The sequence below is a fragment of the Methylobacterium sp. E-046 genome, from assembly GCF_022829625.1.
Classification (GTDB): Bacteria; Pseudomonadota; Alphaproteobacteria; order Rhizobiales; family Beijerinckiaceae; genus Methylobacterium; species Methylobacterium longum.
The window spans coordinates 60,920-85,237 of the sequence record NZ_JAKSYP010000159.1; the positions used below are offsets into that span (position 1 = coordinate 60,920).

Consider the following 24,318-nt stretch of genomic DNA (forward strand, 5'->3'; position numbering starts at 1 on the left):
GCCGGACAGCCTGGCCGACCGGACGGGTCAGCGCAGGGTCAGGGCGTCCAGCCAGCCATGTGCGGCCCCGTAGCGGATGATCTCGGCCCGGGTCCGCAGCCCGAGCTTCTCGGCGGCGCGCGCCTTGTAGGTCTCGACGGACTTCACGCTCACGTCGATGCGGCGCGCGATCTCCTTGTTGCTGAAGCCCTGCGCGATCAGCCGCAGGGTCTCCGTCTCGCGCGGGCTGAGAATCTCCCCGTCCGCGGCGGCGGGCGAACGCGCCGCCGCGGACGGGCCCGCCATGACGTGGCCGGCGATGGACGGATCGAGATAGATCCCGCCCGCCGCGACCGCGTGGACCGCGCGCAGGAGGTCCTCCGCCGCCGAGCGCTTGAGAAGATAGCCCCGTGCGCCGGCCTTCATCAGCGGCTGGACGTAGGCCGCGTCCTCGTGGACCGTCAGGACCAGCACCCGAGTCCCCGGGCATTCGCCGGCGACCCGCTCCGTGAGTTCGAGGCCGCTGAGGCCGGGCATCGAGACGTCGACGACGGCGACCTGCGGGGCGAGCGTGCGGATCAGCGGCAGCGCCTCGCCGCCGTTGGTGGCCTCGCCCACGAGTTCGACCTCCGGGTCGGCGTTGAGCAGCGTCCGGATGCCCGCGAGGACGATGGGATGGTCGTCGGCCAGGACGACGCGGATACGGTCCATGGTGCTGGCTCCTCGGGCGTCAGGCCGCCTGCGGGAGGGGGATGTGAACGAACAACGTCGTGCCGACGCCCGAGGACGCCTCCAGCGTCAGCGAGCCGTCCAGAAGCGAGAGGCGCTCGCGGATGCCGGAGAGGCCGAGTCTCGGCTTGGCGGAGGCGCCGCCCGGGGACGGGTGCGTGGTGGCCTCGGGGTCGAAGCCGACGCCGTCGTCCTCGATGATGACCCGGACCTCGTCGGAGCGCTGCTCGACCGAGACGCTCACCGTGGCGGCCTGCGCGTGCTTGAGGACGTTGGTGAGCGCCTCCTGCACGATCCGGTAGACCGCGCTCTCGACGGCGGGCGGCAGGCGGGCCCCTTCGCCCGTGAATTCCAGGTCCGGGCGGACGCCGTGGCGGTGCCCCCAGTCGCGGAGCAGGGTGGCGAGGGACTCGGCCAGCCCGAGGTCGTCGAGGGCGGTCGGGCGCAGGTCGACGGCGGCGCGGTGGATGTCGCGGCCGACCTCGCCGGCGAGCCTCTGCAGCCACTGAACCTGCCGGCCGGCCTCGGGCGACACGCCCTCGGCCTCGAGCAGCCTTTCCAGGCCCTTGAGACCGAGGGACAGGCCCGTGACCGTCTGGCCGACTTGATCGTGCAGCTCGCGGGCGATCCGGCGCTGCTCGTTCTCCTGCGCATGGCCGAGGCGGCGGAGCAGGTCGAGGCGCTCCGCCTCCGCGCGCTTGCGCGGCTCGATGTCGGAGACGACGCCGTAGACGAGCCCGGCGACCTCCTTGTGGAGGTGGGGCACCCGGCCGGTCAGGCGCACCCAGCGCGGCTCGCTGGCTGGATCGGCGATGCGGAACTCCACGTCGAGCGGCGTTCCGTCGGCCGCGCCCCGTCGCACCGCTTCGTCGAGCCGGACGCGGTCGTCGGCATGGACCGCGGCCAGGGCCTCGCGGGCGGCAGCCGCGGCTTCCCCCTGCGCGACCGCGACGCGCCAACCGAGCAGTTCGGCCGCGCGCCCGGACGCCGTCACGGTCTCCCGGCCGGTATCCCACCGCAACGTCCCGAGCTCCGCCGCCTCGACGGCGACCGCGCCCTGCTCCTCGCTCGACCGCAGCGCGAGCGCGAACCGTGCCTGCTCGCCGGCCCGACGCTGGGCCATGTCCCGGCCGACCAGCCCGACCAGGGCCAGGCCCAGGCCGATGCTGACGAGGCTGCCGCCGGCCAGGACGAGGTAGGAGCGGGAGACCGGCGCGTTCAGGGTGGCCACCGGCATGCCGAAATGGACCGACCAGCCGCCGGTGTGCTGGAGGGTGCGGTAGACGACCTCCACGTTCGCCCCTTCCAGGGTCGGGCCGGTGTAGAAGCCCTGCGGCGCCCGCCGGACGGCCGCCTGCAGGGCCGGGTTCGCCGGGTGACCGAGTTCTTCCGTCTCGGCGCGGGTGCGGGCGATGGTGTTGCCGTCCGCGTCGACGATGGTCCCGACCCAGCCTTCGGGCGCCCCGGCGTCGCGCAGGATCGAGCTGACCGCGTTGGTGGCGAGCCGGACAGAGAGGACGTAGCGGAGCTTGCCCGCCCGGATGACCGGGACGCGCAGGGCGACGAGACGCTGGCCCGAGATCGGCCCGACCGGGCCGATGCCGCCGATCACGGGACGCTGCGTCCGCACGACGGCGTCGAAGCTCCTGCGGTCGGCGGTGGGACCGAGTTCCTCGTCGAGCGAGCGGAGCAGATTGACGACCTGAGCGCCGTCGGGATCAGCCAGTTCGACCGTCGCCCAGAGCGGGTGCGCCTGCCGGAGGCGATCGGCCTCGGCGTAGAAGGCGGCGAGGTCCGGCTTGTCGAGGGTGGCCGAGGCCGCCTCGGCCTCGAGGACCGCCACCTGCGCCGCGATGTCGGAGGCGACGCGCTCGGCCACGCGGGCGGCGCTGGTGACCGCGGCGTTGCGGACCAGATCGCGCTGCTGCTGCGCCATGAGCGTGGCGACCCAGCCGCTGAGCAGCAGCACCGGGATGGCCGCCGCGAAGGCCAGGGCCGCGAAGGTGCGGCGGTTGCCTCGGCTCAGCCGGGGCCGGTCACCGGCGACGCCCTCGTTTCGAGTTGTCATGTGCGGGCACTCGTGGGGACGCGTCCAGGCCGGACGCGCCCATCGGCGATGTCGGCCCGCTTCTACCGCCTTTCGAGCCGGATGGCCGAGGTCATCGCGGTTCGGGACGTCCTCGCCCATGCGCGGACGGCGATGATCCGACGGGCCTCTCCACCGCATCGGGTTCGCCGAGCAGGCGCCGCCCCGACGCGATGACCTGAAGCACCTGCCGGTCTCCGCCGGCGGCCACGGCAGCCCGCTCCAGGTGCCGTAGGCGCTCGACCAGGTTCGGCGGCGCGGCCGCGCGGTCCGCCAGTCCGGCCTCGACCAAGGCGGTCACCACCCGCTCCAGCCGACCGAACACGCGCCCCTCGAACGCCGGTCCGCGCCGTCTTCCCGTCCTCCCCTCCGGCCGGGCCTGTTCCCGCCGCGCGCCTCTCGGCGGCCGGCAGTCGGGTGTGTCGGGAGCGTTCGCAGCCCCATGACGTTCGAGCCTCAGGCCAGCATTGAAGCCCCGTCCGCGCCCGCCGCGACTTCGAGCATCCTCCCGGTGCTGCGGGGCGTGACGGCCGGGTGCGGCACGCGCATGCCGAACGCCAAGGATGAGCCGTCATAGCCCTCGTACCAGGCCCGACGTTCACGGGAATCGGTCGGGTAGGGGCAGGCGTCCCGCGGGCGACCGAGCGTGCGGGCACGGGTCCCCAACTTGATGACGTCCATGATCATCGTCGCTTGTCCTTCCGCTCTCCCAAGGGCGTCTCAAGGCTGTCGTGACGGCCTTGAGTAGCGCCCGGATCGGAGCGAGCGACAAGCAGATGTGACCGAACGTGCCGTTCTCACCGACACCTGTCAGGCTCGTCCCGACACCGCCTGGACGACGCAGGGCTTGACCGTTGCCAGGCCGCACGGTCGTCGAGCGCGTTCACGTCCGGAACGGTGGCCGCAGCCGATGGCGCGGGCCGATCCCGCCGCCCTCGTCCCGATGAGGGTGGTCCGGGGACGCGTCGCAGAGCCCGGTTTGGCGCCGGCCGAGTGCGTTGCCCCGGCCGGCGGACGACACGGGCTTCCGGCATCCGCGAACCACCCGGAAGCACAGGTGTCGGACCGTCGACGAGGGGCCGCTATCGGGACGTCGGCTGAGGAGATTCCGGCGCCGACACCGACGGCGCGATCAGCGAACCGTCGACTGCGCCGTTGATCGAGGCGACGATCCGGCGCGGTCTCGGCGTGCGGTGCCGAGGTTGAGGGGCGGCGTGGAAACAGGTCTGGGTCCGGCCGACATCGCACGGCAGTCAACAAGCGCGCCAGCGGCGTATGAAATCGGTGTCAAACGCACTAAAACCGATGGTGACGCTCTTCTGACCGGTTATCACGGGGGCAGGGTCGATGAAACGCATCGTGGTCTGCTGCGACGGCACCTGGAACAACGACGACCTTCAAACAGAGGATACGAACGTCGCGCAGATCGCGCGCTCGATCCACGGCTCGGTCGATACCGGCGAGGCGACGTTCCAGATCGTGCTCTACCTTCGTGGCGTCGGCACGACGGGCCTGAAGCTGGAAACCTTCATAGAGGGCGCGACTGGTCTCGGCATCGACGACAACATACGGTCGGGATACCAGTTCATCGCTCAGAATTACGTTCCCGGCGACGAGATCTACCTGTTCGGTTTCTCGCGCGGCGCCTTCACCGCCCGCAGCCTAGTTGGCTTGATATCCGCCTGCGGAGTCCTGAAGCGGCCATCCCTGGAGTCGCTGCCCGACGCCTGGGCGTATTACCGCTCCGCCAAACCCCATACGCCGCAGGATTTCAGGGACCGGTACGCGGCCCAGGTACACGACGGCGTGACGATCCGATTCTTGGGCGTCTGGGACACGGTCGGCAGCCTCGGCATCCCGGGTTCCCTTCTCGCGGACGCCAACAAGAAGGCGTTCGCCTTCCACGACACGAGCCCTTGCTCCATCGTGGAGACGGCCGTGCAGGCGCTGGCGATCGACGAACATCGCCACAACTTCATCCCGACCTATTGGACGGGGACCGCACCGGCCGGTTCTTCGGTCCAGCAGGTGTGGTTTGCAGGCGCGCATGCCGATGTCGGCGGTGGCTACAGGACCCGGGTGCTCGCCGACATCCCGCTCGTCTGGATGGCGAGGCAAGCCGAGGCGGCGGGGCTCGCGATCGACTGGACGTGCTTGCCGGCGGGGCCGCTGAACGCGGCGGCGGCGGCCCACGACTCCTCATCCGGGCTGTTCGCCCTCGACCATTTCCGACCGACGCTGCGACGGATCGGTGAGCGGCCGTGCGAGACGGCGTTCAATGAGAGCCTGTACGTCGCCCAGGACGAGAACGGACGGCCGGTTCGCGCGATTAACGAGGCGGTGCATCGGAGTGTCATCGAGCGCTACGGCAAGGCCGCGCAGCTGTGCACGAACGACGAGAGTGGAACGTGCTCGACGGCGATCTACCAGCCGAAGACGCTGCAGCCCTATTTCGGGCCGGGCGGCTTCGCAGGACTGCCGGTCGTGGACTGAGCGAGCAAGACCAAGCTCGGCAGGCTGCAAGCCCATCGGTGGGTGGAGGCTCGGCGCGCAGGGTTCCTATCCCGCATGCCGATCGATCGACGCTGCACCCAAGGACCCTCAAACCTGCCGCCGGGAGGGCTGCATGGAGTACGTGAAATTCGGTTCCACGGGGATCAAGGTCTCTCGCCTCTGCCTCGGCTGCATGACCTTCGGTGAGCCTGACAGGGGCAATCACCCCTGGACGCTCGATGAGGAGAGGAGCCGGCCTATCGTCCGCCAGGCCATCGAACAGGGGATCAACTTCTTCGACACGGCGAACGTGTACTCCGACGGCTCGTCGGAGGAGATCACGGGGAGACTGCTGAAGGAATTCGCCAGCCGCGACGACATCGTCCTCGCCACCAAGGTCTACAATCGCATGCGACCCGGCCCGAACGGGATGGGCCTGTCGCGCAAGGCGATCATGCAGGAGATCGACGCGAGTCTGACGCGCCTCGGCACCGACTACGTCGACCTCTACCAGATCCATCGCTTCGACTGCGACACGCCGATCGAGGAGACCCTGGAGGCGCTCCATGATGTCGTGAAGGCGGGCAAGGCCCGCTACATCGGCGCTTCCTCGATGCCGGCTTGGCGCTTTGCCAAAGCGCTGTACGTCTCGCGCCTGCACGGTTGGACGGAGTTCGTCAGCATGCAGAACCACGTGAACCTCCTCTACCGGGAGGAGGAACGGGAGATGCTGCCCCTGTGCGCCGAGGAGGGCGTCGCGGTGATGCCCTGGAGCCCGCTGGCGCGTGGGCGGCTCACGCGCCCCTGGGACGAGACGACCGAGCGCCTCAGGACGGACGATGCGCTTCACCGCTTCTACGGGAAGACCGAGGAGGCGGACCGCAAGGTGGTGGATGCGCTGGGCGAGGTCGCTGAGCGGCGGGGCGTTCCGCGCGCTCAGATCGCGCTCGCATGGCTTCTGCGCAAAGGCAGACAGGTCACGCCGATCATCGGTGCGTCCAAGCCGGGGCATCTAACCGACGCCGTTGCGGCGCTCACGCTCGAGCTGAGTGCTGACGAGTGCGCCGCGCTTGAGGCGCCGTACATCCCGCACGCCGTGTCAGGTCACAGCTGAGGCCGGACCGCGCCCGGGACGGATGCGACAGGGCGGCGGGGATCGGGGGAGGGCCGTCCAGGCCCGAGCGCAAACCGGCCGTGGCACGCGAACCGATCCGGGCCGGCCGTGAGACGGCGTGGCGTGCCACCCTGGACCGCACCGATCGAGCGGTTCGGGCGGTGTCGCAGGATCGCCGCGAGGGGTACGTTCGCAGGTCAGTCACGGGTGCGGGATAGCGGCGCGATGGCGATACCGCTCGGCCCGCCCGGTCGAGCGTGATCGTTCGTCATCCCGTCGACCCGTTCTGGCACCGACGGCCTACGAAGCGCGGTCGTGGCAGAGATCGCCGGCAGGCCAACTCGACTGCCCGATCCCGGGGGTCCGGGAGGGGGCCGGAACGCCCGGGCGGCCTACTCGCCGTTCGATCAAACCCTAGCTACCGCGGCGATCGCTCAGCTGCCGCAGGGGGACGCCCTGCGGGCAAGGTCGTGCCAGCCGGCTGCCAGAACAGCCAGAATGTTCACTGAAATCAGAAGGATAGCGCAATCATGGAATTTCTGCACACCATGGTCCGGGTGGCCGACCTCGACCGGGCACTCGCCTTCTACGTCGACACGTTCGGGCTGAAGGAAGTCCGGCGCGTCGAGAACGAGAAGGGCCGCTTCACCCTCGTGTTCCTGGCCGCGCCCGGCGATGCCGAGCGCGCGGCGGAGACGCGATCGCCGCTGATCGAACTCACCTACAACTGGGATCCGGAGACCTACTCGGGCGGGCGCAATTTCGGGCACCTCGCCTATCAGGTCGACGACATCTACGATTTCTGCGCCCGGCTGCAGGAGAAGGGCGTCACCATCAACCGTCCGCCCCGCGACGGCTACATGGCCTTCGTCAAGTCACCCGACGGCATCTCCATCGAGATCCTCCAGAAGGGCGGCGCGAAGGCGCCGCAGGAGCCGTGGAAATCCATGGAGAACACCGGCTCCTGGTGAGGCGCCTTCGCCCTTGACCCGGACGGCGGCGCGGGCGCATCTGCCCGCGGATCAGCCGGCCGGGCGGCCGCTCCGGACGCCTCGGCGTCCGGGGAGGAAAGTCCGGGCTCCATGGAGAGACGGTGCCGGATAACCTCCGGCGGGGGCGACCCCAGGGACAGTGCCACAGAGAGCAGACCGCCCCGGATCCGTCCGGGGTCAGGGTGAAAGGGTGCGGTAAGAGCGCACCGCGGACGCGGCAACGCGGACGGCACGGCAAACCCCACCGGGAGCAAGACCGAATAGGGGCGGCGCGCCCTTCGCGAGAAGGGCAGGCCCGCTCTCCAGGCCAGTCGCCCGGGTTGGTTGCTCGAGGCGGTCGGCAACGACCGTCCCAGAGGAATGGCCGCCACGTCGGTGCGCGCGAGCGCACCGGCCCTACAGAACCCGGCTTATAGGCCGGCTGATCCACCGCCTCCGCGAAACCCGGCGCCCGCGCCATCCCGTCATCCGCCGCCGGCCCCGGGGCAGGGCTGGCGGGCGGGATTTCGCGCGCGACAAAAACCTTCGGTTAACCTTGCCGGGTTCAGATCGGTCTGCGCGGCAGCGCCAAGCTTGTGCGTTGACGATCCTCCGAGGCCCATGATACCCGGCATCCTCCCGTCAACGGCGTGTATCGGATCGCCGGGCGCCACCTGCTCGAGAGCAGGTCCCGTCCGTGCGCGGCGTTCTGCGCGCTTCGCATCCGATGCCGTTCCCGTCACGCGCGCCGCGCCCGCGCGGTCCGGTACAGGGCATCATGAGACGCACCAGCCGCATTCGCGACCGGGTTTCCGGCGCGCGCCGACACTCCGCCCCGGATCGCGCCAGCGCGGCGGGCCGCCCATGATCCGGCGTCGCCCGTCATCCGGACTGCCGGCGGGGGCCGGCCCCGCCGCCGGGTCATCCGCCCAGCCGCACGTGCCGGTCCTGCTCGACGCGGTGGTCGAGAGCCTCCGGACCGAGGGCGGCATCGCCGTCGACGGCACCTTCGGGGCCGGCGGCTACACGCGCGCGCTGCTGGCGCGCGATCCCGCCCTGCACGTGGTGGCGATCGACCGCGATCCCACCGCCATCGCGGGGGGGCAGACCCTGGTCGCGGAGTTCGGAGGGCGCCTGCGCCTCGTGCCGGGCCGCTTCGGCGAGCTCGATACCCTCCTGGCCGAGGCCGACGTGCCGCAGGTGGACCGGGTGGTGCTCGATATCGGCGTCTCGTCGATGCAGCTCGACGTGCCGGAGCGCGGCTTCTCGTTCCGCAACGACGGGCCCCTCGACATGCGCATGGGCGCCGACGGCCCGAGCGCGGCCGACATCGTCAACGAGGCCGACGAGGCGGTGCTCGCCGACATCATCTACCATTACGGCGAGGAGCGGCGCTCCCGGGCCGTGGCGCGGGCGATCCACGAGGCCCGCCGCCGCGGCCGCATCGAGACCACCGCGCAGCTCGCCGACCTCGTCGCCGGCGTCGTGCGGGTCGAGCCCGGCAGCCACATCCATCCGGCGACGCGGACGTTCCAGGGCCTGCGGATCGCCGTCAACGACGAGCTGGGCGAGCTGGTCCGGGCGCTCCACGCGGCCGAACGGGTGCTGAAACCCGGCGGGCGGCTGGCCGTCGTGACGTTCCACTCGCTCGAGGACCGGATCGTCAAGCAGTTCTTCGCGGCGCGCAGCGGCCGGTCCGCGCAGGGCTCGCGCCATCTGCCGGGCGCCACCGCCGAGGTCGTGCGCAGCTTCCGCCTCGCCACCAAGGGACCCGTCCTGCCGGACGAGGCCGAGACCGCGCGCAACCCCCGCGCCCGGTCGGCCAAGCTCCGCGCGGCCGAGCGCACCGAATCCGACGTTCCGGAGCCGCTGGCGGCTCTGACGGCCCTGGCGAGCCTGCCGGACGCCGCCCGCTTGGGTCCCCGCCGATGATCCGCCTCCTGAACCTCCTGGCGGTGGCCGGGCTCGTCGCCTCGGCGATCTACGCCTACTCGATCAAGTACGACACGCTCTACCAGGGCGGTCAGGTCTCGAAGCTGCAGACGGCGCTGCACAAGGAGCGGCAGGCGATCGCGGTGCTGCGCGCCGAGTGGCAGCTCCTGACGCGCCCCGACCGCCTCCAGGCGGCCGTCGACAAGCACCTCGCCCTGGAGCCGATCGGTACGGCGCATCTGGCGCGCCTCTCGGACCTGCCCGCCCGGCCCGAGCGCGGGGACGAGATCGGCCGGCTGCTCGCCGCCACGGCGACGCCCAAGGACAAGGGCACGATCGAGCCGCGTACCACCGGCTCGATCACCCGCACCGTCACCACGACCCGCACCCCGACGACGGCTTCGAGGTAGTCCCCCGTGTCCGAAGATGCCGACCAGATCCTAGACGCGGCGCACCCGGCCGAGGTCGCCGAGCACGAGGCCGCGATCCTGGAGGCCGCCGCGCTGGCCCATGCCGCGGCCGCGCCGCGCCTCATCGAGGAGGCGGCGCACGAGCCGGTGCCGCGCGCCGAGCGCGCCCGGGCGTTCGTGCGCAGCATGTTCCGCCTGGCGATCGAGCGCTCGCACATGCGCGTCGCCCTGGTCGGACTGGTCTTCGTGGGCGTCTTCGGGACGATCTCGGCCAAGCTCCTGATGATGGCGATCTTCGGGGAGCCCCCCAGCCAGGAGCACCGGGTCGCGGCCGCGTCCTCGACGGCCTTCCGGCCCGACATCGTCGACCGCAACGGCGAGATCCTGGCGACCGACATCCGCACGGTCTCGGTCTTCGCCGAGCCCGGCAACATCTACGACAAGGACGAGGCGGTGGAGCTGCTCACCGCGGTCCTGCCGGAACTCAACGCCTCGGAGCTGCGTGCCAAGCTGTCCTCCCGCAAGGGCCGGAGCGGCGCGGGCTTCGTCTGGGTGAAGCGCGAGCTGACGCCGAAGCAGCAGGCCGAGGTCCACCGGCTCGGCATCCCGGGCATCGGCTTCCTGCCCGACCACAAGCGGGTCTATCCGAACGGCACCGCCGCCGCCCACATCCTGGGCGCCACCAACCTCGACGGCATCGGCATCGCCGGGATGGAGAAGTACATCGACTCCACCGGCCTGCAGGCGCTCAACAGCTTCGGGCTGGTCAGCAAGCAGGCCGACCTCAAGCCGGTGCAGCTCTCCCTCGACCTGCGCGCGCAGTTCGCGGTGCGCGACGAGCTCGCCTGGGGTATCGACCACTTCAAGGCGAAGGCCGGCGCCTCGATGATCCTGGACGTGAAGACCGGGGAGGTCATCGCCCTCGTCTCCATGCCGGATTTCGACCCGAACGACCCGAAGGACGCGCTCTCGCCCGACCGCATCAACCGCATGAATGTCGGCGTCTACGAGATGGGCTCGACCTTCAAGGCGATGACCCTCGCCATGGCGCTCGATTCCGGCAAGTACAACGTCAACTCGACCTTCGACACCCGCGGCGGCGTGCTGAACTGGGGCCGCCAGAAGATCCACGAATATCACGGCACCAACCGCGTCATCACCATGCCGGAGGTGTTCACGCACTCCTCCAACATCGGCTCGGCCAAGATGGCGCTCGGCGTCGGCGTGCCCGGCCACAAGGCCTTCCTGAAGAAGATGGGCCTCCTCGACCGGCTGCGCACCGAGCTTCCGGAGAGCGCGGCGCCGATCGTCCCGTCCCGCTGGACCGAGATCAACACCATCACGATCGCGTTCGGCCACGGCATCGCGGTGGCGCCGATCCAGGCGGCGGCGGCCGTGGCGGCCATCGCCAACGGCGGCGACCTGATCACCCCGACCTTCCTGAAGGCGAACCCGGACGAGGCCAAGACCCGCGCGACGCACGTCCTGTCGTCGACGACCTCCGAGGCGATGCGCTACATCATGCGGCTGAACGCCGCCGAGGGCTCGGCCAAGAAGGCGGCGATCCCGTACTACTTCGTCGGCGGCAAGACCGGCACGGCCGAGAAGGTGATCGGCGGCCGCTACATCCACAACCGCCTGTTCACGACCTTCATGGCGGCGGCGCCGATGAACGACCCGAAGTACCTGTTCGTCACCATCATGGACGAGCCGCAGGGCCTGCCGGAATCCGGCGGCTACGCCACGGCGGCCTGGAACTCCGGCGTCGTCACCGGCAGGGTGATCGAGCGGGTGGCCCCGATCCTCGGCCTGCCGCCGCAATTCGAGCCGCCAGTGAGGCCGTTCCCCCAGATGGTCAAGCTCAACGCCTACCACATCAACCAGCTCGGCGGCCCGTGAGGTCGGATCCGTGACAGCCCGGCTCGCCGATCTCTTCCCCGAAGCCGCCGGCCCGTCCGCGGAGCTGACGGTGTCCGACCTCACGGCCGACAGCCGGCAGGTCGCCACCGGCACGGTGTTCGTGGCCGTGCCGGGCACGAAGGCGGACGGACGCCGCTTCGCCGCGCAGGCGGCCCAGCGCGGCGCCGCCGCGGTCGCCGGGGAAGGGGCACGGCCCGCCGACCTGCCGGACGCGGTCGCCTGGATCCCGGTCGCCGATGCGCGCCGGTCCCTGGCCCTGGCCGCCGCCCGGCTCGCGGGGGCGCAACCCGGGACCGTGGTGGCCGTCACCGGCACCGCCGGCAAGAGTTCGGTGGCCGACTTCGTGCGCCAGATCCTGGCGCGCCTCGGCCGCGACGCCGCGAGCCTCGGCACGGTCGGCATCGTCACCAATCACGGCGCCCAGTACGGCTCGCTGACCACCCCGGACCCGGTGACGCTGCACCGGACGCTGGCGCGGCTCGCCGCCGAGGGCATCACCGATCTCGCCATGGAGGCGTCCTCGCACGGGATCGAGCAGCGCCGGCTCGACGGCGTGCGGATCTCCGCGGCCGGCTTCACCAATCTCGGCCGCGACCACCTCGATTACCACGCCAGCATCGAGGAGTATCTCGCCGCCAAGCTCCGGTTGTTCACCGACCTCTTGCCGATGGGCTGCCCGGCGATCGTCAACGCCGACGGCGCCTACGCCGACCGCGTGATCGCCGCCGCCGAGGGAGCCGGCCGGCCCGTGCGCACGGTCGGTCGCGGCGGTCGGGACCTGCACGTCGAATCCGTCCGGACGGAGGGGTTCGCGCAGGCCGTCCGCCTCATGTTCGCGGGCCGCGCCCGCGCGCTGCGCCTGCCGCTGGTCGGCGAGTTCCAGGTCGAGAACGCCCTGGTGGCGGCCGGCCTCGCGCTGACCACCCCGGCGGGAGCCGCCGATCCCGACGGGGTCTTCGCGGCGCTCGACCATCTCACCGGCGTGCCGGGCCGGATGGAGCGGATCGGCGAGGCCCGGGGCGGCCTCTGCCTCGTCGACTACGCCCACAAGCCCGAAGCGTTGGAGAGCGTGCTGACCGCGCTGCGTCCGTTCGCGTCGGGCCGTCTGATCGTGGTCTTCGGCTGCGGCGGCGACCGCGACCGCGGCAAGCGGCCGCTGATGGGGGCCATCGCGCAGCGGCTCGCCGACACGGTCATCGTCACCGACGACAATCCCCGCACCGAGGAGCCCGCCTCCATCCGCCGGGCGATCCTGGCGGCGGCGCCGAGCGCGGAGGAGATCGGCGACCGGGCCGAGGCGATCCGCAGCGCCGTGGGACGGCTCCGGTCCGGCGACGTGCTGGTGGTGGCCGGCAAGGGTCATGAAACCGGCCAGATCGTGGGAGATCGGACGCTGCCGTTCTCGGACCATGAGGCCGTGCGCGCCGCGATCACCGAGACCACGGCCTGACGGCGACAGGGGGCTGACCATGACTGCACTCTGGACCCGCGCGGAACTCGAGGCCGCCACGGGCGGGCGCCTGATCGGCGAGGGCCGCCCCATCGGCGGCGCCTCGATCGACACCCGCACGATCCAGCCCGGCGACCTGTTCTTCGCGATCCGCGGCGAGGCCCGCGACGGTCACGACTTCGTCGCCGACGCCCTCGGCCGCGGGGCCGGCGCCGCGGTGGTGACGGAAGGCCGCGCCGCAGATCTGGCGGCGCGCGGCCCCGTCCTGGCGGTGCCGGAGACGGGCGCGGACCCGGTCCTGACCGCGATGGTCCGCCTCGGCGCGGCAGCCCGCGCCCGCACGGATGCCCAGGTCGTGGCGGTGACGGGCTCGGTAGGCAAGACCGGCACCAAGGAGGCGCTGCGCCACGTCCTGTCGGGGCAGGGCGAGACCCATGCCTCGGCCGCCTCCTACAACAACCACTGGGGCGTGCCGCTGACGCTCGCCCGCATGCCGGCCGCCACGCGCTACGGCGTGTTCGAGATCGGCATGAACCACGGCGCCGAGATCGTGCCGCTCGCCGCTCAGGTCCGGCCCGACATCGCGCTGATCACCACGGTGGAGCCGGTCCACATCGAGCACTTCGCGTCGCTGGCCGCCATCGCGGACGCCAAGGGCGAGATCTTCTCCGGGCTCAGGGCCGGCGGCGTGGCGATCATCAACCGCGACGCCCAGCACTTCGATCGGCTCGTCGCCCACGCGCAGGCCTCCCAGGCCGGCCGCGTGGTCAGCTTCGGCGAGCACCCGCAGGCCGACGTGCGCGCCCAGCGGATCGTGCTGCGCCCCGACCTCTCGGTGGTCGACGCGGTGGTGATGGGACAGCCCGTCACCTACAAGCTGGGCACCGCCGGGCGCCACGCGGCGCTGAATTCCCTCGGTGTCCTGGCGGTGATCCACGCTTTGGGCGCGGACCTCGCCCAGGCCGCCCTGTCGCTCACCGGGCTGACGCCCCCCGTCGGGCGCGGCGAGCGCACCGCCCTGGAGATCGGCGGCGGCACCGCCTACCTCGTCGACGAGAGCTACAACGCCAACCCCGCCTCGGTGCGCGCCGCGCTCGCGACCCTCGCGGGAATTGAGACCGGCCCGCGCGGGCGGCGCATCGCGGTGCTGGGCGACATGCTGGAGCTCGGCGCCGCCTCGGCCGAACTGCACCGCGGCCTCGCCGAGGCGATCGAGGCCGCCCGGATCGACCTCGTCTTCGCGGCCGGTCCCCTGACGCGCCACCTGTTCGAGGCCCTCCCGGTGAGCCGCCGCGGCGGCGTGGCCGACACCGCCGCCGAGCTGGTCGAGCCCCTCGCCGGGATCCTGCGATCCGGCGACGCCGTGATGGTCAAGGGCTCGAACGGCAGCCGCATGGGCCGGATTGTCGAGGCGCTGAAAGCCCGCTACGCGATCGACCCGACGCGGCGCGCCCTCGCGAGCGCCCCATGACCGGCACGCCCGAGCCGTCCCGGACGCTCGGTGCCGCCCCTGAAACCTGTGCCTGAACAGAGGGGCCGAACGCCCGGATGCTATACCTTCTCTCGGAATTGAGCGGCACCTTCACGCCGTTCAACGTGTTCCGCTACATCACCTTCCGCACCGGCGGCGCGCTGTTCACGGCGGGCCTGTTCGTGTTCTGGTTCGGGCCCTGGATCATCTCGCTGCTGCGCCTGCGCCAGGGCAAGGGCCAGCCGATCCGCGAGGACGGTCCGCAGACCCATCTGCTGACCAAGCGCGGGACGCCGACCATGGGCGGCCTGATGATCCTGGCCGGCGCCGTCGTGGCGATCCTGCTCTGGGCGAACCCGCGCAATCACTACGTCTGGGTGACCCTGACGGTCACCCTCGGCTTCGGGGCGATCGGCTTCTACGACGACTACCTCAAGGTCACGAAGCAGTCCCACAAGGGCTTCTCCGGCAAGTTCCGGCTGACGCTCGAGGCGTTGATCGCGATGGCGGCCTGCGTGACGATCTCGGTCTATTCCCCCGTCACGCTGCAGAACCAGCTCGCGTTTCCGGTCTTCAAGGACGCGCTCCTGAACCTCGGCTGGTTCTACGCCCTGTTCGGCGCCTTCGTGATCGTCGGGGCGGGCAACGCCGTGAACATGACCGACGGCCTCGACGGGCTGGCCATCGTGCCGGTGATGATCGCCTGCGGCACCTTCGGGTTCATCGCCTACCTGGTCGGCAACTCGTTCACGGCGAGCTACCTGCAGGTGAACTACGTGCGCGACACCGGCGAACTCGCGGTGGTCTGCGGGGCGGTGATCGGCGCCGGCCTCGGCTTCCTGTGGTTCAACGCCCCGCCGGCCCAGATCTTCATGGGCGATACCGGCTCCCTGGCGCTGGGTGGCCTGCTCGGCAGCGTCGCGGTCGCGACCAAGCACGAGATCGTGCTCGCCATCGTCGGCGGCCTGTTCGTGCTGGAGATGATGTCGGTGATCATCCAGGTCGCGTCGTTCAAGCTGACGGGCAAGCGCGTCTTCCGCATGGCGCCGATCCACCACCATTTCGAGCAGAAGGGCTGGAAGGAACCGCAGGTGGTGATCCGCTTCTGGATCATCGCGGTGATCCTGGCGCTCGCCGGATTGGCGACGCTGAAGCTGCGCTGAAAATCTGTGCTAGACTCCCCGATCGAGCGGCCGATCCAATCCAGGCCCTCATCCTGAGGTGCCGGAGCGGAGCGGAGGCCGCGAAGGGGCCCTCCAGGGATCGCGCGCTGAACTGGAGGGCTCCTTCGCGGCCCGCTGACGCGGGCACCTCGGGATGAGGCGGTGGATGGGAGCGGCGACCGTCCCCTGCTGCATTTGAGTTCCGCATGACGCCCATCACCACCTTCGCTGAGCGCACCGTCGCCCTGTTCGGGCTCGGCGGCTCGGGGCTCGCCACGGCGCTGGCGCTGAAGGCGGGTGGGGCCGACGTGCGGGCCTGGGACGACAATGCCGACAGCCGCGTGCGGGCGCAGGAAGCCGGGATCGCGACGCAGGACCTGCGCGAGGCCGAGTGGTCGGGCTTCGCCGCCCTCGTCCTCAGCCCCGGCGTGCCCCTGACCCATCCCGAGCCGCACTGGAGCGTCCGGCTCGCCCGGGATGCGGGCGTCGCGATCCTCGGCGACATCGAGCTGTTCTGCCGGGAGCGCCGGGCGCAGGCGCCGGGCGCGCCGTTCGTGGCGATCACCGGCACCAACGGCAAGTCGACCACCACGGCGCTCATCGCCCACGTCCTCGCCCGGGCGGGCCGCGACGTGCAGATGGGTGGCAATATCGGCACCGCGATCCTGTCGCTGGAGCCGCCGTCCGTCGACCGCGTCCACGTGATCGAGATGTCGTCGTTCCAGATCGACCTGACGCCGGGCCTCGACCCGAGCGTCGGCGTGCTGATGAACATCACGCCCGACCATCTCGACCGCCACGGCACGATGGAGCAGTACGCGGCGATCAAGGAGCGCCTGATCCGCGGGTCGGGCCTCGCGGTCGTCGGCATCGACGACGGCCCGAGCCGGGCCATCGCCGAGCGCCGGGCGGGCGACCTCGTGCGCGTCCACGTGCCCCACGGCGAGGTGCTGTGCACCGAAGCGCTGACGGTGCGCGACGGCCTCGTGCGCGACCCGCAGGGCGCAGTCCTGGCCGACGTCAACGGGATCGGCTCGCTGCGCGGGGCCCATAACTGGCAGAACGCGGCCGTCGCGGTGGCGGTGGCGCGGTCGCTGGGCCTCTCGCCCGAGCAGATCCAGTCCGGGCTGAGCTCGTTCCCCGGCCTGCCGCATCGGATGGAGGAGGTCGGGCGGCGCGGCCCCGTGCTGTTCGTCAACGATTCCAAGGCGACGAACGCGGATTCCACCGAGAAGGCGCTCACCGCCTTCCGCGACATCCACTGGATCCTCGGCGGCAAGGCCAAGGATGGCGGCATCTTCCCGCTGGTGCCGTACTTCGAGCGCGTCGCCCACGCCTACCTGATCGGCGCGGCCTCGGACGCCTTCGCGGCGACCCTGGAGGGGGCGGTGCCCTACACGCGCTGCGAGACCCTCCAGGTGGCGGTCCCGAAGGCGGCCGAGAACGCCGCCGCCTCGGGGGCCCCCGAACCGGTGGTGCTGCTCTCGCCGGCCTGCGCGTCCTACGACCAGTTCCGGAACTTCGAGATCCGCGGCAACCGCTTCCGCGAGCTGGTGCAGGCGCTGCCCTGAGGCGGCGCCCGCCGCCCTCAGCGGGCCAGGACCTTGGCGGCCTCGCGCGTCGTCCCGACCGCCTGCGAGACGTCGGCCACCGACTGGACGATCGCCCCGATATTGCCGGTGATCGCCGTGACGGCGCCCGCGGCGCTCTGCATGCTCTCGGCGAGGTCGCGGGTCACCGCGCTCTGCTCCTCGATGGCGGCGGCGGTCGCCACCACGGTCTCGCGCATCACCGAGACCGAGGCGCCGATCGAGCTGAGCGCGCCCACCACCTCCTGCGAGACCCGCTGCACGCTGGCGATCTCGCCGTTGATCTGCCCGGTGGCGCGGGCGGCCTGATCGGCCAGCGCCTTGACCTCGGAGGCGACCACCGCGAAGCCGCGCCCCGCCTCGCCGGCGCGGGCCGCCTCGATGGTGGCGTTCAAGGCCAGCAGGTTGATCTGGCCGGCGATGTTCTGGATCAGGCCGACGATGCCGGTCATCGCCGTGGCGGTCTCGGCCAGGCGCTTGGTGTGGCCGTCCGCGTCCTGGACGCAGGCGTAGGCGGTGTCGGTGGCCCCCTGCGAGCGGACGATGCTCTGGGACATCTCCGCCACGGAGGCGGCCAGTTCCTCGGCCGCCGCCGCCACGGTCTGGACGTTGCCGGAGGTCGAATCCGCCGCCGAGGAGGCGAGAGCGGCGGCGTCGGTCGAGTGGGCCACCGCGTGCTCGATCTCGCCGAAGTTCCGGTCGATCATGATCCGCAGGTCGGCCAGCAGGCGGACCTGGTCGGTGATGTCGGTGGCGAACTTCACCACCTTGTAGGGCCGCCCGGCGGCATCGAGGATCGGGTTGTAGGAGGCCTGGATCCAGACCTCGCGCCCGTCCTTGCCGATCCGCCGGAACTGGGCCGCCTGGTAGGTCCCGTTGCGCAGGGCCGCCCAGAACGCCCGATAGGCCTCGCTCTCGCGGTAGCCGGGCTCGACGAACAGGCTGTGGTGCTGGCCCACGACCGCGTCGCGGGCGTAGCCCATCGTGGCCAGGAAATTGTCGTTCACATCGATCACGGTGCCGTCGAGGTCGAAGGCGATCACCGCCTGGACCTTGTGGATCGCCGCGATCTGCCCGGCCCGGTCGGCCTCCTCGGTCCGCTGGCGCGTGATGTCGGTGGCGAACTTCACGACCTTGTAGGGCCGGCCGCGGCCGTCCAGCATCGGGTTGTAGGAGGCCTGGATCCAGATCGGGCGACCGCCGCGGCCGACCCGCTGGAACTGACCGGACTCGAAGGATCCGGACCGCAGGCGCTCCCAGAAGGCCCGGTATTCCGGCGTCTCGCGCTGGACCGGGTCCATGAACAGGCTGTGGTGCTGGCCGACGATCTCCGGCAGCGTGTAGCCCACGACGTCGAGGAAGTTGCCGTTCGCCGAGAGGATCCGGCCCGCGAGTCCGAATTCGATGACGCCCTGGACTCGGTCGAGGGCCGCGAGCTTGGCATGCGCTTCACGGGCATTCAGGGCAGCGAACATGGCGGGTGCGGCTTCCGCTTGGCGGATCGCCTGTCGCGCGGCGCCCTTCAGGGACGCGCGCTCGTCGATCCGGAGACTACACCCGGAAGTTGCATGTTGATGATTAACATAGGATGACCTGCGCTCGGCATCCGGCCAAATGAATACGGTTTTCGCCGCCGGTTCATCGCCGAGGGAGGCTGAGTGACATGTTCCCGGAGACGCGCCGGTAGGGCTGCCGCCAGATCGGCGCACCGGGGAGCGGCGCGCACCGAGATCGGGGATCGGAGCCGTAAACCATAAGGCTCCGTTTACCATTCCTGCACAGGATCCGCCCTGACCCGCGCGGATCGGCATCCGCGCGGCCTGGAGTCGTTGCCCGGCATGATGTCACGCGCGGAACGCACCCCCCTGACGGACTGGTGGTGGACGGTCGATCGCGGGCTGCTCGCGGCCCTGTTCGCGCTGATGGTGGCCGGCCTGGTCTTCCTGATGGGCGGCGGCCCGCCGGTGGCGGAGCGGATCGGCCTGCCGACCTTCTACTTCCTGAACCGGCAGGCGATGTATCTCGCGCCGACCATCCTGCTGATCTGCGCGGTCTCGTTCCTGTCGCTGCGCGGCATCCGCCGGCTCGCGCTCGTCACCTGGGTCTGCGGGGTGGCGCTCTGCCTGCTCGCCGGCAAGTTCGGGCCCGAGATCAAGGGCGCGCATCGCTGGATCCAGTTCGGCTCGTTCGGCCTTCAGCCCTCGGAATTCGTGAAGCCGGCCTTCGTGGTGGTGGCCGCCTGGGCGTTCTCGGAAGGCGCGCAGCGCCGCGACATGCCGGGCGGGATCCTGGCGCTGCTGCTCCTGCCGATCACCATCGTGCCGCTGCTGCTCCAGCCCGATTTCGGCCAGACCATGCTGATTACCATGGTGTGGTGCGCGCTGTTCTTCGTGGCGGGCCTGCACCTGATCTGGGTGGCGGTGCTCGGCGTGCTCGGCCTCGGAGGGGTGTTCGCTGCCTACCTGTTCTTCCATCACGTGCGGGAGCGCTTCAACAAGTTCCTCGACAAGGATTCGGGGGGCGGCTTCCAGGATTTCTGGTCGCGCGAATCCTTCCGCTCGGGCGGCTGGTTCGGTACGGGCCCGGGGGAGGGCGTGGCCAAGCGCCACCTGCCCGACGCGCATACCGACTTCATCTTCTCGGTCACCGGCGAGGAGTTCGGCGTGATCGTCTGCCTGTGCCTCGTGGCGCTGTTCGCCTTCATCGTGCTGCGCGGCCTCAAGCTCGCGCGGCGGACCGACGACACCTTCTCGCGGCTGGCGATCACCGGCCTGACCACCTTGTTCGGCCTCCAGGCCTGCATCAACATGGCGGTGAACACCCAGCTGATGCCGGCCAAGGGCATGACGCTGCCCTTCGTCTCCTACGGCGGCTCCTCGCTGATCTCGCTGGCGCTTGGCACCGGCTTCCTCGTCGCCCTGACCCGCAAGCGTCCCCGCACCGTGATGCTCAGCCAGAAGCCCCCCGGCACCGCACCCGCCACCGTCGCCGGAGTGATGCGGTGACGGTCTTCACCCCCACGATCCTGCTCTGCGCGGGCGGCACCGGCGGGCACCTGTTCCCGGCCGAGAGCCTCGCCCACGCGCTGCGCGCCCGCGGCATCCGGGTGGCGCTCGCCACCGACGCGCGGGTCGACGCGATCGCGGCCGAGTTCCCGGCCTCCGAGGTGGTCACCATCGCGTCGGCGACGCCCTCCGGCCGCTCGCCCCTCAAGCGCGCGAGCGCCGTGCTGACGCTCGGCCGCGGCTTCGGCGTCGCCGCCAAGGAGATCCGCCGGATCAACCCGGCCGCCATCGTGGGCTTCGGCGGCTACCCGCCCGTGCCGCCCGTGCTCGCAGGCCAGATCCTGCGGGTGCCGACGATCCTGCACGAGCAGAACGCCGTGATGGGCCGCGCCAATGCCTTCCTGGCCAAGGGGGCCCGAACCATCGCCACGGGCTTCAAGGAGGTCCGCGGCGTGCCCGACAAGGCCCGCGCGCCCCGCATCCACACCGGCAACCCCCTCCGCCCGGCGGTGATCGAGGCGGCCAAGATTTCCTATCCCGCCTTCGGCCCGGACGACGCCCTGCGGCTCCTGGTGTTCGGCGGCAGCCAGGGCGCCCGGGTCATGGGCGAGGTCGTGCCCGAGGCGATCGCCCGGCTGCCCGTCGCGCTGCGCGCCCGGCTGCACCTCGTCCAGCAGGTCCGGCCCGAGGACCTGACGGCGGTGCAGAACCGCTACTTGGCCATGGGGCTCGCGGGGATCGAGGCGGCGCCGTTCTTCAAGGACCTCCCGGGCCGCATGGCCGCGAGCCACCTCGTGGTCTCGCGCTCGGGCGCCTCGACGGTCTCGGAACTCGCGGCGATCGGCCGTCCGGCGATCCTCGTGCCGCTGCCCGGCTCCCTCGATCAGGATCAGGCCGCCAACGCCGCGACCCTCGACGCCATCGGCGCCGCGCGCGCCGTGAAGCAGGCGGACTTCACCCCGGAGCGCCTCGTGGCGGACCTCACCGCCTGCTTCGAGACGCCGGCAAAATTGACCGCGGCGGCCGATGCGGCCAGAAGCGCCGGTATCCACGACGCCGCCGAGCGGCTGGCCGAGGTCGTCGTCGCGACCGCTGCCCGCACCTGATTCCTTGAGGGATTCCGCACCGGCGATCCCGCCACCAGACGGTTCGACCCATGAAGCTGCCCGACAAGCTCGGACCCATCCACTTCATCGGCATCGGCGGCATCGGCATGTCCGGCATCGCCGAGGTGATGCACAACCTCGGCTACACGGTGCAGGGATCGGACGCCTCCGACAACGCCAACGTCCGCCGCCTCGCCGAGAAGGGCATGCGGACCTTCGTGGGCCACAACGCCGACAACGTCGAGCAGGCGGCCCTGGTCGTGGTCTCGACGGCGATCCAGCGCGACAACCCTGAGTTGCAGGCCGCACGGGAGCGTCGACTCCCCGTGGTGCGCCGGGCCGAGATGCTGGCCGAGCTGATGCGCTTCAAGTCCTGCGTCGCCATCGCGGGCACGCACGGCAAGACCACGACGACCTCGCTGGTCGCGACCCTGCTCGACGCCGGCAACCTCGACCCGACCGTGATCAACGGCGGCATCATCAACGCCTACGGCACCAATGCCCGCATGGGCGCGGGCGAGTGGATGGTGGTGGAGGCCGACGAGTCCGACGGCACCTTCCTGAAGCTTCCGGCGGATGTCGCGATCGTCACCAACATCGACCCGGAGCATCTCGACCATTTCGGCTCGTTCGACGCCATCAAGGACGCGTTCCGGCGCTTCATCGACAACATCCCGTTCTACGGGTTCGCGGTGATGTGCATCGACCATCCGGTGGTGCAGGACCTCGTCGGCCATATCGAGGACCGGCGGATCATTACCTACGGCGAGAACCCGCAGGCCGACGTGCGCCTGATCGACGTGGACCTCCGCGGCGGCCAGAGCCGGTTCCGCGTGATGATCCGCGACCGTCGTCCGGGCTACCGGATGGAGATGGAGGATCTGGTCCTGCCGATGCCCGGCAAGCACAACGCGCTCAACGCCACCGCGGCGCTCGCCGTCGCGCACGAGCTCGGCGTGAAGCCCGACGCGATCCGCAACGCCCTCGCCGGGTTCGGCGGCGTGAAGCGGCGGTTCACCCGCACCGGCGAGTGGAACGGCGCGACGATCTTCGACGATTACGGGCACCATCCGGTGGAGATCAAGGCGGTGCTCAAGGCGGCCCGCGCCTCCACCGAGCACGGTGTGATCGCCATCGTGCAGCCCCACCGCTACACCCGGCTGCAATCGCTGTTCGACGATTTCTGCACCTGCTTCAACGACGCCGACACGGTGATCGTCGCCCCGGTCTACGCGGCCGGCGAGCCGCCGATCGAGGGCTTCGACCGCGACAGCCTCGTGGCCGGCCTGCGCTCGCGCGGCCACCGCGACGCCCGGGCGCTGGAGCGGCCGGAGGAACTCGCCGGGATCATCGCGGATCTGGCAAAGCCCGGCGACTACGTCGTGTGCCTCGGCGCCGGCACGATCACCCAGTGGGCGTACGCGCTGCCGGACGAGCTCGCCGCGCGGGGGCGGTGAGGGGTGCGCGCGGCCAGTCCGGAACGGGCTCCTCCCCGGCGACAGCGGCCCGGGTCGCGGATTGAGGTCGGGCAACGCCCCCGGCACGGGCTCAGCGCCCGCCGCCTGGCCGGCTTCACATCGATCCGGCGGGCGTCGATCGGGCGCTGCGTCGCGACGTTTTCCGGCCGGGATACACGCGGGACCGTCGAGCCGGAGGGCGGCCGGCACGCCGACGGCCGGCCGGACCGCGGTGGCGACGCACGGCCGACCGCGCAGGGCCATCGCGTCCGGCGGTTCCGGAACGTGGAAATCGCACGCCGCCGCGCCGGTGTCCTGGACGCCGCCCCGGCCGCGCCTCCCTCTTCGCGCCGCGCGCAAGGGGAGGCCCGCGGCGGCCCCGCCGTCGCATCCCTCTCCACGCCGGTGGGAAGAGGAGAGATCCCAAGATGACCGCATCGCTCCACGACCGCATCCGCGCCGCCGCGCCCGATCTCCGCGGGCGCCTGCTCGCCGACCAGTCCCTGGCGGACCTCACCTGGTTCCGGGTCGGCGGACCGGCCGAGGTGCTGTTCACCCCGGCCGACGAGGAGGATCTCGCGCGCCTGCTCGCGGCCCTCGACCCCGACGTGCCGGTGACGGTGATCGGGCTCGGCTCCAATCTCATCGTCCGGGACGGCGGCGTACCCGGGGTGGTGGTCCGCCTGGGCGGAAAGGCCTTCGGCGGCATCGCGATCGACGGCGACACGCTGGCGGTCGGCACGGCCGTGCCGGACATGCGCCTCGCCAAGGCGGCCGCCGAGGCGGGGCTCGACGGGCTCGCCTTCTACCGCGGTATCCCGGGCTCGATCGGCGGCGCGCTGCGCATGAACGCCGGCGCCCATGGCGGCGAGACCACCGACGTGCTGGTGGAGGCCCGCGGCATCGACCGGCGGGGCGACCTGCGCACCTTCAGCCACGCCGAGATGGGCTTCTCCTATCGCCATTCGGGCGCACCGGAGGACGTGATCTTCACCCGCGCCCTGTTCCGCGGCAGGCCGAGCGACCGGGCCGCCATCGAGGCCGAGATGGAGCGGGTCACGGCAGCCCGCGAGGCCGCCCAACCGATCCGCGAGCGCACCGGCGGCTCCACCTTCGCCAACCCCGCAAGCGGCAAGGCCTGGCAGCTCGTCGACGCGGCCGGCTGCCGGGGCCTGGCCCGCGGTGGCGCGCAGGTCAGCGAGATGCACTGCAACTTCCTGATCAACACCGGCGACGCGACCGCTTCCGATATCGAGGAGCTGGGCGAGGAGGTCCGCCGGCGGGTGCGTGAGACGAGCGGCGTCGCGCTGCGCTGGGAGATCCGGCGGATCGGGCGGCCCGCTCACGCGGCATGAGATGGGTGTACGCCACGTGCCGATGCGGCCGCGGACCGGTGCCCGACCGCCGGGGTCACCGCCCGGGTGCGTTCAGATCCTGATTGAA

The 24,318-nt window shown here is 71.3% G+C and carries 20 protein-coding genes and 1 other RNA gene; 16 read left to right on the forward strand and 5 right to left on the reverse strand.

Features of this window, described 5'->3' with window-relative positions:
* Positions 1 to 27: 27 nt before the first annotated feature.
* The 4 genes from MKK82_RS13635 to MKK82_RS13650 form a co-directional block, all read right to left on the reverse strand.
* Positions 28 to 690, reverse strand: a complete 663-nt coding sequence (locus tag MKK82_RS13635) for a response regulator transcription factor (protein ID WP_238290425.1) — start codon at positions 688 to 690, stop codon at positions 28 to 30.
* Positions 691 to 709: 19 nt separating this feature from the next.
* Complete coding sequence (locus tag MKK82_RS13640) at positions 710 to 2,776, reverse strand: ATP-binding protein (RefSeq protein ID WP_238290424.1); 2,067 nt, start codon at positions 2,774 to 2,776, stop codon at positions 710 to 712.
* Positions 2,777 to 2,867: 91 nt separating this feature from the next.
* Positions 2,868 to 3,119, reverse strand: a complete 252-nt coding sequence (locus MKK82_RS13645; protein WP_238290423.1) for a hypothetical protein — start codon at positions 3,117 to 3,119, stop codon at positions 2,868 to 2,870.
* A 131-nt stretch (positions 3,120 to 3,250) separates the two neighbouring features.
* Entirely contained in the window at positions 3,251 to 3,481 is a 231-nt protein-coding gene (locus tag MKK82_RS13650; protein WP_238290422.1) for an Rmf/CrpP family protein, read from the reverse strand.
* A 660-nt stretch (positions 3,482 to 4,141) separates the two neighbouring features.
* Here MKK82_RS13650 and MKK82_RS13655 point away from each other — a divergent pair.
* The 11 genes from MKK82_RS13655 to murD all read left to right on the forward strand — a co-directional run bounded on the left by MKK82_RS13655 (position 4,142) and on the right by murD (position 17,289).
* Positions 4,142 to 5,287: a DUF2235 domain-containing protein gene (locus tag MKK82_RS13655; RefSeq protein WP_243986052.1), complete on the forward strand. Its 1,146-nt coding sequence runs from the start codon at positions 4,142 to 4,144 to the stop codon at positions 5,285 to 5,287.
* Positions 5,288 to 5,420: 133 nt separating this feature from the next.
* Positions 5,421 to 6,401 carry an aldo/keto reductase gene (locus MKK82_RS13660; RefSeq protein WP_238290419.1) on the forward strand — a complete coding sequence of 327 codons (981 nt, stop codon included), beginning with the start codon at positions 5,421 to 5,423 and terminating at the stop codon, positions 6,399 to 6,401.
* Positions 6,402 to 6,931: 530 nt separating this feature from the next.
* A complete protein-coding gene (locus MKK82_RS13665; protein ID WP_238287663.1) occupies positions 6,932 to 7,372 on the forward strand; it encodes a VOC family protein in 441 nt (146 codons plus the stop codon).
* A gap of 51 nt (positions 7,373 to 7,423) precedes the next feature.
* Positions 7,424 to 7,822, forward strand: an RNA gene (rnpB, locus tag MKK82_RS13670) — RNase P RNA component class A.
* Between the two features lie 414 nt (positions 7,823 to 8,236).
* On the forward strand, positions 8,237 to 9,304 hold the full coding sequence (gene rsmH, locus MKK82_RS13675; RefSeq protein ID WP_238287661.1) for a 16S rRNA (cytosine(1402)-N(4))-methyltransferase RsmH: 1,068 nt from the start codon (positions 8,237 to 8,239) through the stop codon (positions 9,302 to 9,304).
* Entirely contained in the window at positions 9,301 to 9,714 is a 414-nt protein-coding gene (locus MKK82_RS13680; RefSeq protein WP_238287659.1) for a hypothetical protein, read from the forward strand. Before rsmH ends, MKK82_RS13680 begins: the two co-directional genes overlap by 4 nt.
* A gap of 6 nt (positions 9,715 to 9,720) precedes the next feature.
* Positions 9,721 to 11,613: a peptidoglycan D,D-transpeptidase FtsI family protein gene (locus MKK82_RS13685; RefSeq protein WP_238287658.1), complete on the forward strand. Its 1,893-nt coding sequence runs from the start codon at positions 9,721 to 9,723 to the stop codon at positions 11,611 to 11,613.
* Between the two features lie 10 nt (positions 11,614 to 11,623).
* Positions 11,624 to 13,084: a UDP-N-acetylmuramoyl-L-alanyl-D-glutamate--2,6-diaminopimelate ligase gene (locus MKK82_RS13690; protein WP_238287656.1), complete on the forward strand. Its 1,461-nt coding sequence runs from the start codon at positions 11,624 to 11,626 to the stop codon at positions 13,082 to 13,084.
* A gap of 19 nt (positions 13,085 to 13,103) precedes the next feature.
* Complete coding sequence (locus tag MKK82_RS13695; RefSeq protein WP_238287655.1) at positions 13,104 to 14,555, forward strand: UDP-N-acetylmuramoylalanyl-D-glutamyl-2,6-diaminopimelate--D-alanyl-D-alanine ligase; 1,452 nt, start codon at positions 13,104 to 13,106, stop codon at positions 14,553 to 14,555.
* A 77-nt stretch (positions 14,556 to 14,632) separates the two neighbouring features.
* On the forward strand, positions 14,633 to 15,718 hold the full coding sequence (mraY, locus tag MKK82_RS13700) for a phospho-N-acetylmuramoyl-pentapeptide-transferase (protein WP_238287654.1): 1,086 nt from the start codon (positions 14,633 to 14,635) through the stop codon (positions 15,716 to 15,718).
* A gap of 206 nt (positions 15,719 to 15,924) precedes the next feature.
* A complete protein-coding gene (gene murD, locus MKK82_RS13705; protein ID WP_243986053.1) occupies positions 15,925 to 17,289 on the forward strand; it encodes a UDP-N-acetylmuramoyl-L-alanine--D-glutamate ligase in 1,365 nt (454 codons plus the stop codon).
* Between the two features lie 17 nt (positions 17,290 to 17,306).
* Here murD and MKK82_RS13710 read toward each other — a convergent pair whose 3' ends face one another.
* Positions 17,307 to 18,782, reverse strand: a complete 1,476-nt coding sequence (locus MKK82_RS13710) for a PAS domain S-box protein (protein WP_243986055.1) — start codon at positions 18,780 to 18,782, stop codon at positions 17,307 to 17,309.
* 363 nt (positions 18,783 to 19,145) lie between these two features.
* On the opposite strand from MKK82_RS13710, the gene MKK82_RS13715 reads away from it, so the two are divergent.
* Genes MKK82_RS13715 through murB form a run of 5 tightly spaced genes read left to right on the forward strand, consistent with a single transcriptional unit; the run spans position 19,146 to position 24,230 of the window.
* Entirely contained in the window at positions 19,146 to 20,312 is a 1,167-nt protein-coding gene (locus MKK82_RS13715) for an FtsW/RodA/SpoVE family cell cycle protein (RefSeq protein ID WP_238287649.1), read from the forward strand.
* On the forward strand, positions 20,309 to 21,418 hold the full coding sequence (gene murG, locus MKK82_RS13720) for an undecaprenyldiphospho-muramoylpentapeptide beta-N-acetylglucosaminyltransferase (RefSeq protein WP_243986060.1): 1,110 nt from the start codon (positions 20,309 to 20,311) through the stop codon (positions 21,416 to 21,418). The genes MKK82_RS13715 and murG overlap by 4 nt, the downstream gene beginning before the upstream one ends.
* Before the next feature lie 50 nt (positions 21,419 to 21,468).
* Positions 21,469 to 22,875 (forward strand): UDP-N-acetylmuramate--L-alanine ligase, encoded by a 1,407-nt coding sequence (murC, locus tag MKK82_RS13725; protein WP_238287647.1) that lies wholly within the window; start codon positions 21,469 to 21,471, stop codon positions 22,873 to 22,875.
* Between the two features lie 3 nt (positions 22,876 to 22,878).
* Positions 22,879 to 23,307: a DUF559 domain-containing protein gene (locus MKK82_RS34420; protein ID WP_353959803.1), complete on the forward strand. Its 429-nt coding sequence runs from the start codon at positions 22,879 to 22,881 to the stop codon at positions 23,305 to 23,307.
* Positions 23,304 to 24,230: a UDP-N-acetylmuramate dehydrogenase gene (murB, locus tag MKK82_RS13730; RefSeq protein ID WP_243986061.1), complete on the forward strand. Its 927-nt coding sequence runs from the start codon at positions 23,304 to 23,306 to the stop codon at positions 24,228 to 24,230. The genes MKK82_RS34420 and murB overlap by 4 nt, the downstream gene beginning before the upstream one ends.
* Positions 24,231 to 24,318: the final 88 nt, after the last annotated feature.